This window comes from Pseudomonas sp. A39, from assembly GCF_058145955.1.
This window is the reverse complement of record NZ_JBYVMD010000015.1, coordinates 112,517-130,606: the sequence shown is the minus strand read 5'-3', so window position 1 is coordinate 130,606 and position 18,090 is coordinate 112,517. Positions and strand designations below refer to the sequence as shown.

The following is an 18,090-nucleotide window of genomic DNA, read 5'->3' as shown; positions in this document are numbered from 1 at the left end:
ACCTGTAAACCATGTCCCCGGTTAGAAATGTAAACGATGTCCCCGGTTTGTACCGGGGCAAGCCCCCTCCCACATTTGGACCTCGATCGACAGACGCAACTCCGGTCGGCTTTAAGGCCGCCGCGTTTGCCTTTGCTCTACACCACTCAAGCCGGCTGTCAGGCCGCTGTGCTCTTGCTTTTGATCTTGATCTTAGGCGCCCCGTTAAACACGCTGGCCGGAATTCGACAGGGATTTGGGGGGTAAACCGGCAGGGATGCCGGTTTAGCCGCCCCGCGCCATGGATGGCGCGTGGCGGCGGCCCCCCAAATCACTGGCGAATTACGGGCACACCGAGCCTAAGCGAGGTGCCGAGTGTTGGGGCAAGAGCCCTTTGGTTACTTTGGGGCTCTTTTCCAAAGTGACCCGCCGTAAGGGCGGAACCCATATCAGCCGTTACCACAGCAATGGATATGTACTCAACCCAACCCCATCATTGACCATCCCCCAAGCACTGCGTAGCCTTGCACCCTCGAGGTTCTTCGGCCCAGGCCGAAGCTAAGAAGGGAACGCGGTCCAAGCCGCGGCTGCCCCCGCAACTGTAAAGGGTTCATCTGACTGCCACGCCACTGCCACCAGGCGGGAAGGCGCAGCCAGCGCCGGTCGCAAGACCCGCAAGCCCCAAGCCAGGAGACCTGCCTCGTAACCGATTTTCCACTTCAACCGGGCGGGGTGATCCGGTGACGAAATCCGCTGCTGCGCGCCGTCGCAGGGCCTATCGTCCCGTATGCCCGCCCCCAAGGGCATCCGATGAAAACACTGGCCAAACTTCCCGTCACCATCGTTACCGGCTTTCTCGGCTCGGGCAAAACCACCTTGCTGCGCCATATGCTCGACAACGCCCAGGGCCGTCGCATCGCGGTGATCGTCAATGAATTCGGCGAGTTGGGCATCGACGGTGAAATCCTCAAGCAGTGCTCCATCGGTTGCACCGAAGAAGAAGCCAACGGCCGCGTCTACGAGCTGGCCAACGGCTGCCTGTGCTGCACCGTGCAGGAAGAATTCTTCCCGGTGATGCGCGAACTGGTCGCCCGTCGCGGCGACCTTGACCATATCCTCATCGAAACCTCCGGCCTGGCTCTGCCAAAACCCTTGGTACAAGCCTTCCAGTGGCCGGAAATCCGCAGTGCCTGCACCGTTGACGCGGTGATCACCGTGGTCGACAGCCCGGCCGTGGCCGCCGGCACGTTCGCCGCGTTCCCGGACCAGGTCGATGCCCAGCGCAAACTCGACCCGAACCTCGACCACGAATCGCCACTGCACGAGCTGTTCGCCGACCAACTGGCCAGTGCCGACCTAGTCATCCTCAATAAAGCCGACCTGATCAGCCCCGAAGACCTGGCCCGCGTGCGCCTGGAAGTCGCCGAAGAACTGCCGCCGGCGGTGAAGATCATCGAAGCCAGCAGCGGTCGCCTGCCGCTGGACGTGCTGATCGGCCTGGGCGCTGGTTCCGAAGAGCATATCGACGGTCGCCACAGCCATCACGATCATCACCACGACGGTGAAGACGATCACGATCACGATGCGTTTGACTCCATCTCCATCGACCTGCCGCAAGCCGACGAAGCGCTGCTGCTCGACGCCCTGACGCAATTGGTGGTGCAGCACGGCATCCTGCGTGTCAAAGGTTTTGCCGCCATCCCGAACAAGCCAATGCGTCTGCTGATCCAGGGCGTGGGCACGCGTTTCGACAAGCATTTCGACCGCGCGTGGGGCGCCGACGAAGCGCGCATCACGCGCCTGGTGCTGATCGGCCAGGACCTGGACGCGGCAGGTCTCGAAGCGCAACTGCGCGCAGCCCTCAGCGTTTAACCCATGCACCTGCTCAGGACTCAGCCCGGTGGTTTTGTCTCGGACGACAATATTGCCGACCTTGGCCAAACCCCCGCTGAACTGGTGATCCTGTGCAGCGGTGATTCCAGCCTGGCGCTGCTGGCCGAAGCGGCCCAGCAGTTGCCCGACGACTACCCCAGCTTGCGCCTGGCCAACCCGATGCAGGTGCAGAACCATGCCTCGGTCGACCTGTACGTCGATGAGGTGCTGCGCCACGCCAAGGTCATCCTGATTTCGCTGCATGGCGGCATCGGTTATTGGCGCTACGGCATCGAGCGCTTGGTGGAGTTGGCCGAGCGTGGCGTGCAGTTGATCCTGGTGCCGGGGGATGATCGCCCGGACCCGGAGCTCAGCGCCTTGAGTACCGTGGGCGCAGAAGAGCGTGATCGCCTCTGGCAGTTCCTGCGCCAGGGCGGCCTGGGCAATGCCTTGGATTTCTATCGCTGCCTGGCCAGTGGTTACCTGGGCCGCGACTACGCCTGGGAAGCACCGCACACCCTGCCGCGCACGGCGATTTATCATCCCCGTCACGCCAATGCCCGTCTGACCGATTGGCAGGCCGACTGGAACGCTGACTGGCCGGTGGCGGCGGTGCTGTTTTATCGCTCGCATTTGCAGGCGGCCAATACCGGTTTTATCGATGTGTTCTGCCAGCGCTTGCAGGCGGCGGGCCTCAACCCGTTGCCGATGGCGGTGGCCAGTTTGAAAGAACCGGGCTGCCTGACGGTGGTCGAGGACTGGCTGGATGAGGTCGGTGCGGCGGTGATCCTGAACACCACCGGCTTTGCCCAGTCCAGCCCCGAAGCGCCGCACCTGCGTCCGTTTCGCCGCAATATCCCGGTGATCCAGGCGATCTGCGCCCAGGACAACCAGCCCGGCTGGGAAGCCAGCGAGCAAGGCCTCGGCCCGCGTGACCTGGCCATGCACATTGCCTTGCCGGAGCTGGACGGGCGCATCATCAGCCGGCCGATCAGTTTCAAGGACCTGGCCTGGCGCAGCGAGCGCAGCCAGTCGGATGTGGTGTGCTACCGCGCCGCACCTGAGCGCATGGATTTTGTCGCTGAGCTGGCGCGGCGTTGGGTCGAGCTGGCGCGGGTGCCGAATGCGGATAAACGCGTTGCGCTGATCCTTGCCAACTACCCGACCCGCGACGGCCGGATCGGTAACGGCGTGGGCCTGGATACCCCGGCCGCCGCGCTGAATATCCTGCGTGCCCTGCAGGCTGAAGGCTATCCGCTGCCGGACACCTTGCCCGACAGCGGCACGGCGTTGATACACGACCTGTTGGGCGGTGTCACCAACGACCTGGACAGCCTCGACCTGCGCCCGTGCCATCAAAGCCTGGGGCTGGATGACTACGACGTACTGTTTCAGCGCTTGCCCGAGGCCAATCGCCAGGCGGTGCTGGAACGCTGGGGCCCGCCGCAGAACGACCCGATGTGCCGCGACGGTCGCATGATGATCGCCGGCCTGCGCCTGGGCCTGACCTTTGTCGGGATCCAACCGGCGCGGGGTTATCAGGTGGACGCCAGCGCGGTGTATCACGATCCGGACTTGGTGCCGCCTCACGCGTACTTGGCGTTTTACTTTTGGCTGCGCCACACCTACGGCGCCCATGGCGTGATCCATGTGGGCAAGCACGGCAACCTCGAATGGCTGCCGGGCAAGGGTGTGGGCCTGTCGGAGAACTGCTGGCCCGACGCGCTGCTGGGGCCGCTGCCGAATATCTACCCGTTTATCGTCAACGACCCGGGCGAGGGCGCCCAAGCCAAGCGGCGCACGCAGGCGGTGATCATCGATCACCTGATGCCGCCGCTGACCCGTGCCGAAACCTACGGCCCGCTGCGCAACCTGGAGTTGTTGGCCGACGAGTATTACGAAGCGCAATTGCTCGACCCGCGCCGCGCCCTGGCGTTGCAGAAAGACATCCTCGCGCTGGTGCGTGAAACCCGCATCGACCAGGAGCTGGAGCTGGAGAGCGATGCCGACGCGGCCGTGTGGCTGCCGCGCCTGGACACCTATCTGTGCGACCTGAAGGAGTCGCAGATCCGCGACGGCCTGCACATTTTTGGCGAGTCGCCCGCCGGCCGCTTGCGTATCGATACCTTGCTGGCTTTGCTGCGCATCCCGCGTGGCGATGGCCGTGGCCCACAGTCGAGTGTGCTGCGGGTGCTGGCCAAGGCGTTTGACTTGGGTTTCGACCCGCTGGACTGCGCCCTGGCCGAACCCTGGACCGGACGGCGTCCCGAGGTGTTGCAGAAGAGCGACGCTCAGTTGTGGCGCACTGCCGGTGATACCCGCGAGCGCCTGGAGCTGTACGCGGCGCGGTTGATCGAGCAGGCCTTGGAAGGGCCGCTGGAACAGTTGGAAGAGCCCGGCTGGGAAGACGTGAAAGCCGTGATCGAAAGCCTGCGTATCGTCGTGGCGCCACGCCTGGACGCCTGTGGGCCGGCGGAAATGCGCGGGCTGCTGGACGCCTTGGGCGGCCGTTTCGTGCCCGCTGGCCCCAGCGGTGCGCCGAGTCGCGGGCGTTTGGATGTGCTGCCCACCGGACGCAACTTTTTCAGCGTCGACGTGCGCAACCTGCCCACCACCACGGCCTGGCGCATCGGTTTCCAGTCGGCCAACCTGATCCTGGAGCGACACCTCCAGGACCATGGCGACCACCTGCGCCAGCTCGGCCTATCGGTATGGGGCACCGCGACCATGCGTACCGGTGGCGATGATATCGCCCAGGCCATGGCACTGATGGGCGTGCGCCCGGTGTGGGCGACGGGCAGCCAGCGCGTGGATGACTTCGAGATTCTGCCGATCAGCTTGCTGGATCGGCCGCGCGTTGACGTGACGCTGCGGGTGTCCGGCTTCTTCCGGGATGCCTTCGCTAATCTGATCCGCCTGTTCGATGCAGCGGTGCAGGCGGTGGCCGCGCTCGACGAACCGGACGCTATGAACCCGTTGGCGGCCAAGGTGCGTAGTGAGCGCGAGGCCTTGCTGGCGTCCGGCCTGGACGCAGAGGCTGCGGCGAAACAGGCCGGCTGGCGCATCTTCGGCGCCAAGCCTGGCGCCTATGGCGCGGGTGTGCAGGGCGCGATCGACGGGCGCCTGTGGCAGAGCCGCGAAGACCTGGCCGAGGTCTACCTGAACTGGGGCGGCTACGCGTATGGCGGCGCCGACGAGGGCACCGCCGCCCGCGAACAGTTCGCCCAGCGGTTGAGCCAGGTGCAGGCCGTTTTGCAGAACCAGGACAACCGCGAGCACGACCTGCTTGATTCCAATGATTACTACCAATTCCAGGGCGGCATGCTCGCCGCCGTGGAAACCCTGAGCGGTGACAAGGCCGCCAGCTACCATGGCGACCATAGCCAGCCGGACCTGCCGAAGATCCGTACCTTGAAGGAAGAGCTGAACCGGGTGATCCGTTCCCGCGCCGCCAACCCCAAGTGGATCGAAGGCGTGAAGCGCCATGGCTATAAAGGTGCGTTCGAGATGGCGGCGACCGTGGACAACCTGTTTGCGTTCGACGCCACTACCGCGCTGATTGACGATCACCAATACGCCTTGTTGGCCGACGCCTATCTGCTCGACCCCGACACCCGGGCCTTTGTGCAACAGCACAACCCGGATGCACTGCGCGATATGACCGAACGCATGCTGGAAGCCCAGCAGCGTGGGATGTGGCAAGAGCCGGGGGCGTACCGTGAGGCGTTGGAAAACCTGTTGCTGGACATAGAAGAAGACAGCTAGCACGTATTTGGTTTTTTGTGTGGTGAGCGGGCTTGCCCCGCGCTGGGCTGCGAAGCGGCCCTGACAAGGTCGCCTCATTTTTTCAGGTATAACGCGGTGTATCGCAGGGGGGCGGCTTCGCCGCCCAGCGCGGGGCAAGCCCGCTCACCACAGGCAGGATTTAAAGAGAATTCGCATGACTGATATTCCCCATTTCCCGCTGTCCGCCGTGGTCGGCGCCGACGACCTGAAACTGGCGCTGTGCCTGACCGCCATCGACCCAAAGATCGGCGGCGTGCTGATCGAAGGCCCGCGCGGCATGGCCAAGTCGACCCTGGCGCGCGGCCTCGCGGACCTGTTGGCCAGCGGACAGTTCGTGACCTTGCCGTTGGGCGCCACCGAAGAGCGCCTGGTCGGCACACTGGACCTGGACGCCGCATTGGGCGAGGGCCGTGCGCAATTTTCACCCGGCGTATTGGCCAAGGCTGACGGCGGCGTGTTGTATGTCGACGAGGTCAACTTGCTACCCGATCACCTGGTGGACCTGCTGTTGGACGTGGCGGCGAGCGGCACCAACCTGATCGAGCGCGACGGCATTTCCCATCGCCATTCGGCGCGGTTTGTGCTGATCGGCACCATGAACCCGGAGGAGGGCGAGCTGCGCCCGCAACTGCTCGACCGCTTTGGTTTCAACGTGGCGTTGAGCGGGCAGACCTTGCCGACCGAGCGCGGGCAGATCATCCGTCGGCGGTTGGATTTCGACAGCGATCCCGCGGTGTTCTGCGTGCAATGGTCTGAGCCTCAAGCAGCTTTGCGCGAACGTTGTACCCAGGCGCGGGCGCGGCTCGACAGTATCGAGTTGGATGACCGGGCGCTGGCGCAGATCACCGAGCGGTGCTTTGCCGCCGGTGTCGACGGCCTGCGTGCGGACCTTGTGTGGCTGCGAGGCGCCAGGGCGCATGCCGCATGGCGGGGGGCCAACGCCATCGCCGAGGAAGATATCGACGCCGTTGCCGAGTTTGCCCTGCGCCATCGCCGTCAGGAGCAAGCGCCACCGTCCAGCCCGCCTCCTGAAGGCCAGGCACCGAAACCGTCGGACACCTCGCCCGGCCAAGGCCAATGGGGTGATATGCCCGCCCCGGCGTTACCCACCGGCGCTCGTCGGGATGTTCCCGCCTGGCCAAAAAAGCCCTAGGCATTCGCCCCCGGCCTGACGCGGGGGCGGATGCCCGGCCCAAGGCAGGGCGATTGGACAGCGGCAGGCACGGCAAGGCACGCAGCGCCAAGCAAGGCACGATCAATTGGCCGGGCACTTTGCTCGGTGGTCGGCCGCAATCGCGAGAGGACTTGCTGTTTCACCTGCGCAGTCGTGCGGCCCATGAGCTGTGGCTGGTGATTGTCGATGCGTCGGCGTCTACACGGCGGCATCGGGCGTTAACCGACGCCAAGGGCTTGTTGGCGCAATTATTTGATGACGCTTACCGCCAACGGGCACGGATGGCGTTGTTGACCGCGAGCGGGCCAGTGCCGAAGTGGCAGGTACAGGGATTGAAAGCAGCCAAGGGCTTGGCGGGCTGGCTGGAGCAGTTGGGGGCGGGCGGTGGCACGCCATTGCTGGCGGCGTTGACCGAAGCCGGGGAATGGCTGGCGGTACGGCGCACGCGATATCCGGCGGAGCGGCAGCGGTTGCTGGTGATTACTGACGGGCGACTCAAGGAAACTAACGGCCTACCGCTGTTGGAGTGCCCGGGGTTGCTGGTCGATATCGAGCGTGGGCCGATCAGGCTAGGTCGGTCCCGGGAGTTGGCGATCAGGTTGCAGTTGGAGTATCGGCATATCGATCAGCTGTAGTGCCTGGGCAACCGCTATCGGGGACAAGCCCCTCCCACAGGAGAAATGCGCTCACCTGTGGGAGGGGGCTTGCCCCCGATGAGGACCTGAAACTCACTACAAAAACTCAGCCAGCCCCCGGCACATTCGGCCAAAGATCCGCCACCAGGAATAACCGCTCAGCTTCCTCCCAATCCTCACCCACCTGCACCAGCCGCACCAGCAACTGCGCCGGTGCCATCGGGTCCAGGTCGGCCAGCCAGCCCTGCATCCGCGCTTCGCTCCACACCTCATCCGCCGCGTAATGCGCCGGCGCCAACCACGCATGCCGGGGCAGGGGTTGCCAGTAGCCCGGTGCGCTGGCGCTGACAAATGCCTGCCAATCACGCTGATGCAGCCAACGCCCACGCAAATGCTGGGGATGGGCGCCAACGGGCGCCTGGGCTTGGCCAGGCCAGGGATACAGCAGATAACCGCCCAGCCACAAGTGCGCGTCGAATTGTTGGATGTCCAGCGCTTCCAGCGCCTCACGGCTTTCCGCCCGCGCTGAAATCGGCAGTTGATGCTGGGCCAGATGCGCGAGCTTGCGGTCCAGTCGGTCATGGCAGCCCGGACCCAGCCATTGCGCGGTGTCCTGGCCGTTGCCGTCTTGCGGCCCGAGATAGAGTTTGATCGCCAGTTCCAGGTGATGCACGCCATCACGGTCGCGCAGCAGCATGTCCAGCTCGCCGAGGGTATGCCCGGCGCGGCGGATCGGCAGGTTGGCCGCCAACAGTTCCACGCCCGGCGCATGGTGCACGGCGAACTGCCACAGGCGTTCGTAATACAGGCCCAGGCGCCGGGTGCGTGACAGGTTCAGCCATTGCTGCAGGGCGCTGCTGTCCTGGTCCAATTGTCGCAGCCAGTGTTCGAGCCGATGCGGCGCTTGCACCCAGTCGCTGCCGGTCAGCGGGTGGCGCTGCGGCCACGGCGTTTGCGCGAGCATCGGCGGGGCAAGCATCACCCACGCCAGGTCGCGCACTTCGGGGTGGCGCAGCTGGCGGGGCAGGTTGTGCAGATCCGGGAACACAGTCATGGTCCGAGCATAGCCTTTTAACGACGGTGCAGGGGGCCGAGAACCATTGTCATCAAGGCTTCACGACGACAAAGGATTTTGCCTGACGCAGCCTTTCGCCCATAATCGTTCTTTTTTCGCCGCACCCCACATCCCGCAGGAGCCCCATGGAGCAATTTCGCAATATCGGCATTATCGGTCGCCTGGGCAGTACCCAGGTGCTGGACACCGTCCGCCGGCTGAAAAAATTCCTGCTGGAACGCCACCTGCATGTGATCCTTGAAGACACCATCGCTGAAATCCTGCCGGGCCACGGCCTGCAGACCTCGTCGCGCAAGATGCTCGGTGAAGTCTGCGACATGGTCATCGTGGTCGGCGGCGACGGCAGCCTGTTGGGCGCCGCTCGCGCGCTGGCGCGGCACAATGTGCCGGTGCTGGGGATCAACCGGGGTAGCCTGGGGTTCCTCACTGACATCCGCCCGGATGAGCTGGAAGTCGAAGTGGCCAAGGTGCTCGACGGCCATTACCTGGTGGAGAACCGCTTCCTGCTGCAAGCTGAAGTGCGCCGTCACGGCGAGGCCATCGGCCAGGGCGACGCCTTGAATGACGTGGTGCTGCACCCCGGCAAATCGACGCGGATGATCGAGTTCGAGCTGTACATCGACGGGCAGTTCGTGTGCAGCCAGAAGGCCGACGGCCTGATCGTCGCCACGCCCACCGGCTCTACGGCCTACGCGCTCTCGGCGGGTGGCCCGATCATGCATCCCAAGCTGGATGCCATTGTGATCGTGCCGATGTATCCCCATATGTTGTCGAGCCGGCCGATTGTGGTCGACGGGAACAGTGAGCTGAAAATCGTGGTGTCCAAAGACATGCAGATCTACCCGCAAGTCTCCTGCGACGGGCAGAACCATTTTACCTGCGCCCCCGGTGACACCATCACCGTGAGCAAGAAGGCACAGAAGTTGCGGTTGATCCATCCGCTGGACCACAACTATTACGAAGTGTGCCGCACCAAGCTGGGCTGGGGCAGCCGCTTGGGGGGTGGAGGCGACTGATGCTCGATCCCGCGCGTAGCTACGACCTGATTGGTGACGTGCACGGTTGCGCCCATACCCTTGAGCATTTGCTCGACCGGCTGGGCTACCACAAGCAGGGCGGCACCTGGCGCCATCCGTCGCGCATGGCGGTGTTCCTCGGCGATATCATCGACCGTGGCCCACGCATCCGCGAGGCGCTGCATATCGTCCACGACATGGCTGAGGCCGGCCAGGCGCTGTGCATCATGGGCAACCACGAATTCAACGCCTTGGGTTGGAGCACACCGGCGCCGCCAGGCAGTGGCAAGCAGTTTGTGCGCGAGCATAGCCCACGGCATGCGCGGTTGATCCAGGAAACCCTGACCCAGTTCGAACACCACCCGGACGATTGGCGCGACTTCCTCGGCTGGTTTTATGACATGCCGCTGTTTGTCGACGCCGGGCGTTTCCGCGTGGTGCATGCGTGCTGGGACGAGGGCTTTATCCAGCCGCTGCGCGCGACCTTCCCCGACGGCTGCATCGACCAGCACTTCCTGCAGGCCGCCGCCGTGCCGGGCAGTTTTGCCTGCAACGCCTTCGACCGCCTGCTGCGCGGCACTGATATGCGCCTGCCGGATGGCCTCACGCTGACCGGTGGCGACGGCCTGACGCGTTCGTTCTTCCGCACCAAGTTCTGGGAAGACGACCCGAAAACCTATGGCGACATCGTGTTCCAGCCCGACGCCTTGCCGGAGCCAGTGGCGCGTACGCCGTTGTCGTCCACCGAAAAGAATTCCCTGCTGCGCTATGGCGTCGACGAGCCCTTGCTGTTCGTCGGGCATTACTGGCGCAGCGGCAAGCCGGCGCCGATCCGCGACAACCTGGCCTGCCTGGACTACAGCGCGGTGCTGTACGGCAAGCTGGTGGCGTACCGCCTGGACCAGGAAACCCGTCTCGACCCGCGCAAGTTCGTGTGGGTCGATGTCGAGCGGCCGGAGGTGCTCACATGAGTCTCCTGCGCACCGCAACCGCACTTTTGAGGAACCTCCATGGATGATTCGACGTTCGACCAGCTGGAGGCCGCGCTGTCCGCTGCCCCCGGCAACGTCGCACTGCTGACCCTGTTGCTGGGCGCCAGCCTTGAGCGTGGCGAACACGCGCGCGGGTTGAAGCTGTTGCCGGCCGACCTTGAGCAATGGCCAGAGGCCGCAGCCTTGAAGCTGGCGGCGGCGCAACTGTTGCTGGCCGATGGGCAAGCGCAGAAGGCGTTGCCCTTGATCGAAGGTGCAGACCCCGCTGCGCGCCTGCTCAAGGCCCGTGCCTTGGCGGCACTGGAGCGCCTCAAGGAAGCCCAGGTGGAATACCGCGCAGCGGTGGACGCCAACCCGGCCCTGGAAGACATGGCGTTGTGGCGCCGCCTGAATGTGTCGGTGGTGGACTTCCCAGGCGCCGAGGGCCGCCCGCGGCTGCGCGTGATCTCCAATGACGACACCGACCAGAGCGAAGTCGTGCGCCTGCTGGTGCCGGAAAACGAAACCCTGACCTTCGATGATATCGGCGGTCTGGATGAGCTGAAAAAGACCATCCATAAAAAGATCATCCTGCCGTACCAGAAACCGGGCCTGTTCCAGCGCTTTCGCAAGAAAGTCGGCGGCGGGGTGCTGCTGTATGGCCCGCCGGGCTGCGGCAAGACCATGCTGGCCCGCGCGACGGCGGGGGAATGCAAGGCGACGTTTTTCAACGTGGCGATTTCCGATGTGCTGGATATGTACATCGGCGAGTCCGAACGCAAGTTGCACGCGCTGTTCGAGCAGGCGCGGGCCCAGGCGCCGGCGGTGATGTTTTTCGACGAGGTTGAAGCGCTCGGTGGCAAACGCGCCAATACCCGCGAGTCGACCTCGTCCAAGCTGGTGAGCCAGTTCCTCTCCGAGATGGACGGTTTTACCAATGACAACCACGGCGTACTGATCCTTGCCGCGACCAACGTGCCGTGGTCGGTCGACTCGGCATTCCGCCGCCCCGGCCGGTTTGACCGCGTACTGTTTGTGCCGCCACCGGATCGCCCGGCGCGGGAGGCGATGCTCAAGGCGATGATGAAAGGCCGCCCCATGGCCGACGACATCGACTTTGCCTTCCTGGCCAAGAACACCTCGGGCTTCTCCGGCGCCGACCTCAGCGAGCTGGTGGAAACCGCCGCCGACGAGGCCATTGAAGCGTCCATCGAGAGTGGCGCCGAGCAGTCGATCTGTGACCGGCATTTCAAGCACGCCTTGAAAGAAGTGCGCGCCACCACCCTGGAATGGCTGACCACGGCGCGTAACTACGCGCGTTATGCCAATGAAGGCAACCAGTACGACGAAGTGCTGGCCTTCCTCGACAAACACGGGAAGGGTCGCTGATGGCGCAGTACGGTGGGTATCGCATCGAAGATGAACCGCGCCCGGGCGCCTTGGCCAAATGGGCGGTCTCGCCGTTCTGGCCGCTGCTGGGCCTGATGCTGGGCGGTGCCTGGCTGGGCTTGCCGTGGTTTGTGTTCAACTCCATCGCCGTCGGCAGCCCGACGCGGGTGCGCGAATGGGTGCTGGCCGGCGTGGCACTGCTGGGCAGCATTGTGATCGGTTTTGTATTGCTGCAACTGGTGGGCGCCGGTTATCTGCAAACCCAGGCGCAAATCCAATACGCCTTGCTGGTGCTGGTGGTGTGGAAACTCACCCTGGGTTACCTGCTGTATATGCAGCAAAACGCGACCATCGAGATTTACCAGTACTACGGCGGCGAGCTGAGCCGCTTTGGTTTTCCCTTGGCGTTGATTGGTGGCTTCGTGCTCAAAGGCATGGTCGTCAAATGGCTGCCGTACACCCTGTGGTACCTGGTGGTGAGCTGATGAATACCGACTATCTGCTGCAACTGGCCTACCAGCGCCTGCAGGCTGACCACAATGACGGCGCCATCGACGCACTGCGCCAACTGCTGGCCAGCGATCCGCATTCCGCCGAGGCGCATGCCTTGCTGGCGATCTGCTTGATGAACATGCGCCGCGTGCATGCCGCCAAGCGCGAAGTGCACCTGGCCCTGGCCGCCGACGCGCAACTGCCGCTGTCCCACTATGCCGCCGCGCAAGTAGCGATTGCCTTGCGCAAGTTCAAGCTGGCCCAGGAACACGTGAACCAACTGCTGGACATGGAGCCGCTGAACCCGGCGTATTACCGTTGCCAGGCCGAGTTGTACCAGCTTACCGGACGCCTGGCGCAGAGCCGCGAGCCGCTGGAAAAAGCCTTGCAACTGGGCCCCGACGACCCCGCCAACCTGGTGGCCCTGGCGCAGTTCCACCGTGCCAGCAGCCAATGGGACCAGGCGTACCAGTTCGCCCGCCAGGCGTTGCAGGCTGACCCGGCGAATGCGGCAGCGGTGGTGGTGCTCGGTCACCTGTTGTTGCGTGAAGGGGATATCAATGGCGCCCGTGACCACGCGATCTGGGCCTTGCAGGAGAACGCTACCAACGTCGCCGCGCTGCACCTGCTCACGGCAGTCAAGGCGCGCAGCAATGTGTTCCTCGGCACCTGGTGGCGTTTCAATAGCTGGATGAACGAGCGCAGCGCCACCCGCGCCATCATCCTGCTGCTGTGCATGTTCGTGGTCTACCGTGTTGTAGTGATTACGCTGACGGACCAGGGCTATCCGCAAGTGGCGGAGATGGTCAACTGGCTGTGGCTGGCGTTTGCCGCCTACACCTTCGCGGCGCCGCAGATCTTCCGGCGCTTGCTGGACAAAGAGCTTGTACAGGTCAAGCTCTCCAAGGAATTCTGACGGGCCGGGCCCGTCAACCCTGTACTCGCTGAACCTCAGAGGCTGTTCACATGTCATCTTTTGCTGAAATGATCGAAAACATCACCCCGGACATCTACGAGAGCCTCAAGCTCGCCGTGGAAATCGGCAAGTGGTCCGATGGCCGCAAGCTCACCCCCGAGCAGCGCGAGCTGTCGTTGCAGGCGATGATCGCCTGGGAACTCCAGAACCTGCCGGAAGAGCAGCGCACCGGTTACATGGGCCCGCAGGAATGCCAGTCGAAATCGACCACCGTGCCGAACATCCTGTTCAAGTCGGATGCGATCCATTGATTGAAATTGGTCGCGGTGCAGTCAGCAAGATGTCGGTGCAACTCGGTGAGCCGACCGTTCAATACGCGTTTCGCCTCGGCGATACGGAGGTGCCGGTCAACCCGTTGATCGGCACTCACGTGCGCCTGGAATACCTCGGCGCCATTCATTGCAGCCATTGCGGCCGCAAGACCAAGACCAGCTTCAGCCAGGGCTATTGCTACCCGTGCATGACCAAGCTGGCCCAGTGTGACCTGTGCATCATGAGCCCCGAGCGTTGCCATTACGACGCCGGCACCTGCCGCGATCCAGGCTGGGGCGAAAAATTCTGCATGACCGACCATGTGGTGTACCTGGCCAATTCGTCGGGGATCAAGGTCGGCATTACCCGCGCCACCCAGTTGCCGACGCGCTGGCTGGACCAGGGGGCGAGCCAGGCGTTGCCGATCATGCGCGTGGCCACCCGCCAGCAATCGGGCTTCGTCGAGGACCTGTTCCGCAGCCAGGTGGCCGACAAGACCAACTGGCGTGCGCTGCTCAAGGGCGATGCGCAATCGGTCGACCTCAAGCAGGTGCGTGACGATCTGTTCGCCTCCTGCGCCGAAGGCCTGGTGAGTCTGCAGGAACGCTTTGGCTTGCAGGCCATCCAAACGATTGCCGACATTGAACCGATCGAAATCCGTTATCCGGTCGAGCAGTATCCGACCAAGATCGTCAGCTTCAACCTGGACAAGAACCCGATAGCCGAAGGCACGCTGCTGGGGATCAAGGGCCAATACCTGATCTTCGACACCGGCGTTATCAATATTCGTAAGTACACGGCCTACCAGCTCGCCGTGCATCAGTAGAAGGATGCCACCCATGCGCACCGAACAACCGAAGATGATTTACCTGAAGGACTATCAGGCGCCGGACTACCTGATCGACGAGACGCACCTGACCTTCGAGTTGTTCGAGGACCACAGCCTGGTCCACGCGCAACTGGTGATGCGCCGCAACCCTGAGCGCGGCGCCGGTTTGCCGCCGCTGGTGCTGGACGGCCAGCAACTGGAGCTGTTGAGTGTCAATCTGGCCGATCAGGAACTGACGGCCGATGATTATCAACTGACCGACAGTCACCTGACGGTGCATCCCAAGAGCGAGACTTTTACCCTTGATACCACGGTAAAAATCCACCCGGAAACCAACACGGCCCTGGAAGGCCTGTACAAATCCGGCAGCATGTTCTGCACCCAGTGCGAGGCCGAAGGCTTCCGCAAGATTACCTACTACCTCGACCGCCCGGACGTGATGAGCACGTTCACCACCACGGTGATCGCCGAGCAACATCGCTACCCGATCCTGCTGTCCAACGGCAACCCGATCGCCAGCGGTCCCGGCGAAGACGGCCGTCACTGGGCGACCTGGGAAGACCCGTTCAAGAAGCCTGCCTACCTGTTCGCGCTGGTGGCCGGTGACCTGTGGTGTGTCGAAGACACCTTCACCACCATGACGGACCGTGAAGTGGCGCTGCGCATCTACGTCGAGCCGGAAAACATCGACAAGTGCCAGCACGCGATGACCAGCCTCAAGAAGTCGATGCGCTGGGACGAAGAAACCTATGGCCGCGAGTACGACCTCGACATCTTCATGATCGTCGCCGTGAACGACTTCAACATGGGCGCCATGGAGAACAAGGGCCTCAACATCTTCAACTCCAGCGCCGTGCTGGCTCGTGCCGAAACCGCCACCGACGCCGCGCACCAGCGGGTCGAGGCGATCGTTGCCCACGAATACTTCCACAACTGGTCGGGCAACCGCGTGACCTGTCGCGACTGGTTCCAGCTGTCGCTCAAGGAAGGCTTCACCGTGTTCCGTGATTCGGGCTTCTCGGCCGACATGAACTCGGCCACGGTCAAGCGTATCCAGGATGTGGCCTACCTGCGTACCCACCAGTTCGCCGAAGACGCCGGCCCGATGGCCCACGCGGTGCGCCCGGACAGCTTTATCGAGATCTCCAATTTCTACACCCTGACGGTGTACGAAAAGGGCTCGGAAGTGGTCGGCATGATCCACACCTTGCTCGGCGCCGAAGGCTTCCGCAAAGGCAGCGACCTGTACTTTGAACGCCATGACGGCCAGGCCGTGACCTGCGACGACTTCATCAAGGCCATGGAAGACGCGAACGGCGCCGACCTGAGCCAGTTCAAGCGCTGGTACAGCCAGGCCGGTACGCCGCGCCTGGCGGTGAGCGAGTCCTACGACGCCGCGGCCAAGACCTACAGCCTGACCTTCCGCCAGAGCTGCCCGGAAACCCCGGACAAGGTGGAAAAACTGCCGTTCGTGATCCCGGTGGAGCTGGGCTTGCTGGACGGGCAGGGCGCAGGTATTGCCTTGCGCCTGGCCGGCGAGGCGGCTGCGGGTGCCACATCACGGGTGATTTCGGTGACCGAGGCCGAGCAGACGTTCACCTTCGTTGATATCCCGGAGCAGCCGTTGCCTTCGCTGCTGCGCGGTTTCTCGGCGCCGGTGAAGCTGAGCTTCCCGTACAGCCGTGACCAACTGATGTTCCTGATGCAGCATGACAGCGACGGCTTCAACCGCTGGGATGCCGGCCAGCAGTTGTCGGTGCAGGTGTTGCAGGAACTGGTTGCCCAGCATCAACAAGGCCAGGCCTTGAAGATGGATCAGCGCTTGATCACTGCGTTGCGCAGTGTGCTGAGCGACGAGCGTCTGGACCAGGCGATGGTGGCGGAAATGCTGTCGCTGCCGGGTGAAGCCTACCTGACTGAAATCAGCGAAGTGGCGGATGTGGACGCTATCCATGCGGCCCGTGAGTTTGCCCGCAAGCAACTGGCGGACAACCTGCATGAAGCGCTGTGGTTGCGTTACCAGGCCAATCGCGCGCTGTCCAAGCAAACGCCGTACGTGGCGGCGGCTGAGCACTTTGCCCGGCGCGCATTGCAGAACATTGCGTTGTCTTACCTGATGCTCAGCGGCAAGCCGGACGTGTTGGCGGCGACACTGGAACAGTTCGACACCAGCGACAACATGACCGAGCGCCTGACCGCGCTGGCGGTGTTGGTGAATTCGCCGTTCGAAGCGCAGAAGGCCCAGGCATTGGCAGTGTTTGCCGAAAACTTCAAGGACAACCCATTGGTCATGGACCAGTGGTTCAGCGTGCAGGCCGGCAGCACGTTGCCGGGCGGGCTGGAGCGCGTCAAGGCGTTGATGGAGCACCCGGCGTTCACCCTGAAGAACCCGAACAAGGTGCGCGCATTGATCGGCGCATTTGCCGGGCAGAACCTGATCAACTTCCATGCGGCGGATGGCTCGGGCTACCGCTTCCTGGCGGACCTGGTGATCCAGTTGAACAGCTTCAACCCGCAAATCGCCTCGCGCCAGTTGGCGCCGCTGACCCGCTGGCGCAAATACGACAGTGCCCGCCAGGCGCTGATGAAGGCGGAACTGGAGCGCATTCTGGCGTCCGGCGAGTTGTCGAGTGATGTGTTTGAGGTGGTCAGCAAGAGCCTTGCGTAAGCGGCATTGTTGAATAAAAAAACGGCCTGTTCACCAGGCCGTTTAATGAGGTGGTCTCCGCCACACCCTGCGAGGGCTGCGCTTTCGCAGGGTGTTTTATTTTCGCAGACCCTGACCCTGACCCCAGCCTGCAATGCAGGCGGTCAAGGGGCTTTTTTACTGCTGACGTTTTCTGACAGGGGGCTCTGCTAAGCTGCGGCACGTTTCCTATTTCGGCAGGCATTCCTGTGTCGCGTACCACTCGTCTTCTGACTTTGCTCCAGGCCCTGCGGGGCAAGAAACGTCCGGTGACCGCTGCCGTGCTGGCGGCGCAGTTGGAGGTGTCCGAGCGTACGTTGTACCGTGATATTGCTGAGCTGACGGCCTTGGGCGCACCGATTTTTGGCGAGGCGGGGGTAGGGTATGTGCTGCGCAGCGGCTTGTTTCTGCCGCCCTTGATGTTGAACGCCGAGGAAACCGAAGCCATCGTGCTCGGCTTGCGTTATGTGGACCAGCGCGGCGATGACGTGCTCAGTCGCGCCGCCGCCAATGCCCTGGCAAAAATCGCCGACGTGCTTGACCCAGCCGCCCAGGAAGCCTTGCGCAACCCGACGCTGCTGCCCGGTCCGCCAGGGTTCGGCTACCCGGAAAACCGTGTGCCCCTGAATGTATTTCGCGATGCCATCCGCCACCAGGCCAAGTTGCACATCGATTACGCGGACGCCAGCCAGACCCAAAGCCAACGCCTGATCTGGCCACTGGCCTTGGGGTTCTTGAATGAGGTGCGGGTGATCGTGGCCTGGTGCGAGTTACGCGGCGCCTATCGCACCTTTCGTACCGACCGTGTGGCGAGTGCCGAAGCGTGCGGTGAGCGTTATCCGGGGCGCCGCAGTGACTGGCTGCGGGCCTGGCGCAAGTTGATGGAGCAGAGTGAGTCCGCGCCGTTTACTCCTGACAAAAACTGACACAACCCTGGCTTAGCATGGCCGCACAAATC

The 18,090-nt window shown here is 63.5% G+C and carries 14 protein-coding genes and 1 riboswitch; of the genes, 13 read left to right on the top strand and 1 reads right to left on the bottom strand.

What is annotated here, in order from left to right; all coding sequences use genetic code 11:
- The first annotated feature begins 497 nt into the window (after nucleotides 1-497).
- Nucleotides 498-696, top strand: a riboswitch (cobalamin riboswitch).
- Nucleotides 697-789: 93 nt separating this feature from the next.
- The 4 genes from cobW to AC3ZU9_RS14445 all read left to right on the top strand — a co-directional run bounded on the left by cobW (nucleotide 790) and on the right by AC3ZU9_RS14445 (nucleotide 7,446).
- Nucleotides 790-1,851, top strand: a complete 1,062-nt coding sequence (gene cobW, locus AC3ZU9_RS14460; protein ID WP_102060371.1) for a cobalamin biosynthesis protein CobW — start codon at nucleotides 790-792, stop codon at nucleotides 1,849-1,851.
- A gap of 3 nt (nucleotides 1,852-1,854) precedes the next feature.
- Nucleotides 1,855-5,616: a cobaltochelatase subunit CobN gene (gene cobN, locus AC3ZU9_RS14455; RefSeq protein WP_490090884.1), complete on the top strand. Its 3,762-nt coding sequence runs from the start codon at nucleotides 1,855-1,857 to the stop codon at nucleotides 5,614-5,616.
- A 175-nt stretch (nucleotides 5,617-5,791) separates the two neighbouring features.
- The gene (locus tag AC3ZU9_RS14450; RefSeq protein WP_490090883.1) at nucleotides 5,792-6,790 is read left to right on the top strand and encodes a magnesium chelatase ATPase subunit I; all 999 of its coding nucleotides are present in this window, start codon (nucleotides 5,792-5,794) and stop codon (nucleotides 6,788-6,790) included.
- Between the two features lie 53 nt (nucleotides 6,791-6,843).
- On the top strand, nucleotides 6,844-7,446 hold the full coding sequence (locus AC3ZU9_RS14445; protein WP_012723864.1) for a vWA domain-containing protein: 603 nt from the start codon (nucleotides 6,844-6,846) through the stop codon (nucleotides 7,444-7,446).
- Nucleotides 7,447-7,552: 106 nt separating this feature from the next.
- Here the strand turns inward: AC3ZU9_RS14445 and AC3ZU9_RS14440 are convergent, their stop codons facing one another.
- The gene (locus tag AC3ZU9_RS14440; RefSeq protein ID WP_102060375.1) at nucleotides 7,553-8,500 is read right to left on the bottom strand and encodes a DUF1853 family protein; all 948 of its coding nucleotides are present in this window, start codon (nucleotides 8,498-8,500) and stop codon (nucleotides 7,553-7,555) included.
- Nucleotides 8,501-8,646: 146 nt separating this feature from the next.
- Between AC3ZU9_RS14440 and AC3ZU9_RS14435 the strand changes: the two genes are divergently transcribed.
- The 9 genes from AC3ZU9_RS14435 to AC3ZU9_RS14395 all read left to right on the top strand — a co-directional run bounded on the left by AC3ZU9_RS14435 (nucleotide 8,647) and on the right by AC3ZU9_RS14395 (nucleotide 18,058).
- A complete protein-coding gene (locus AC3ZU9_RS14435) occupies nucleotides 8,647-9,537 on the top strand; it encodes an NAD(+) kinase (protein WP_003217892.1) in 891 nt (296 codons plus the stop codon).
- A complete protein-coding gene (locus AC3ZU9_RS14430) occupies nucleotides 9,534-10,508 on the top strand; it encodes a metallophosphoesterase (protein ID WP_163825754.1) in 975 nt (324 codons plus the stop codon). Before AC3ZU9_RS14435 ends, AC3ZU9_RS14430 begins: the two co-directional genes overlap by 4 nt.
- 39 nt (nucleotides 10,509-10,547) lie before the next feature.
- A complete protein-coding gene (locus tag AC3ZU9_RS14425) occupies nucleotides 10,548-11,897 on the top strand; it encodes an ATP-binding protein (RefSeq protein ID WP_012723867.1) in 1,350 nt (449 codons plus the stop codon).
- Nucleotides 11,897-12,382 (top strand): hypothetical protein, encoded by a 486-nt coding sequence (locus AC3ZU9_RS14420; protein WP_122810660.1) that lies wholly within the window; start codon nucleotides 11,897-11,899, stop codon nucleotides 12,380-12,382. The genes AC3ZU9_RS14425 and AC3ZU9_RS14420 overlap by 1 nt, the downstream gene beginning before the upstream one ends.
- Nucleotides 12,382-13,305: a tetratricopeptide repeat protein gene (locus AC3ZU9_RS14415; protein ID WP_102060376.1), complete on the top strand. Its 924-nt coding sequence runs from the start codon at nucleotides 12,382-12,384 to the stop codon at nucleotides 13,303-13,305. Before AC3ZU9_RS14420 ends, AC3ZU9_RS14415 begins: the two co-directional genes overlap by 1 nt.
- Nucleotides 13,306-13,355: 50 nt before the next feature.
- The gene (locus AC3ZU9_RS14410) at nucleotides 13,356-13,616 is read left to right on the top strand and encodes a YeaC family protein (RefSeq protein ID WP_102060377.1); all 261 of its coding nucleotides are present in this window, start codon (nucleotides 13,356-13,358) and stop codon (nucleotides 13,614-13,616) included.
- Entirely contained in the window at nucleotides 13,613-14,443 is an 831-nt protein-coding gene (locus AC3ZU9_RS14405) for a DUF2797 domain-containing protein (RefSeq protein ID WP_012723871.1), read from the top strand. Before AC3ZU9_RS14410 ends, AC3ZU9_RS14405 begins: the two co-directional genes overlap by 4 nt.
- Nucleotides 14,444-14,456: 13 nt before the next feature.
- A complete protein-coding gene (pepN, locus tag AC3ZU9_RS14400; RefSeq protein WP_102060379.1) occupies nucleotides 14,457-17,114 on the top strand; it encodes an aminopeptidase N in 2,658 nt (885 codons plus the stop codon).
- Between the two features lie 227 nt (nucleotides 17,115-17,341).
- Entirely contained in the window at nucleotides 17,342-18,058 is a 717-nt protein-coding gene (locus tag AC3ZU9_RS14395) for a helix-turn-helix transcriptional regulator (protein WP_012723873.1), read from the top strand.
- Nucleotides 18,059-18,090 lie beyond the last annotated feature (32 nt).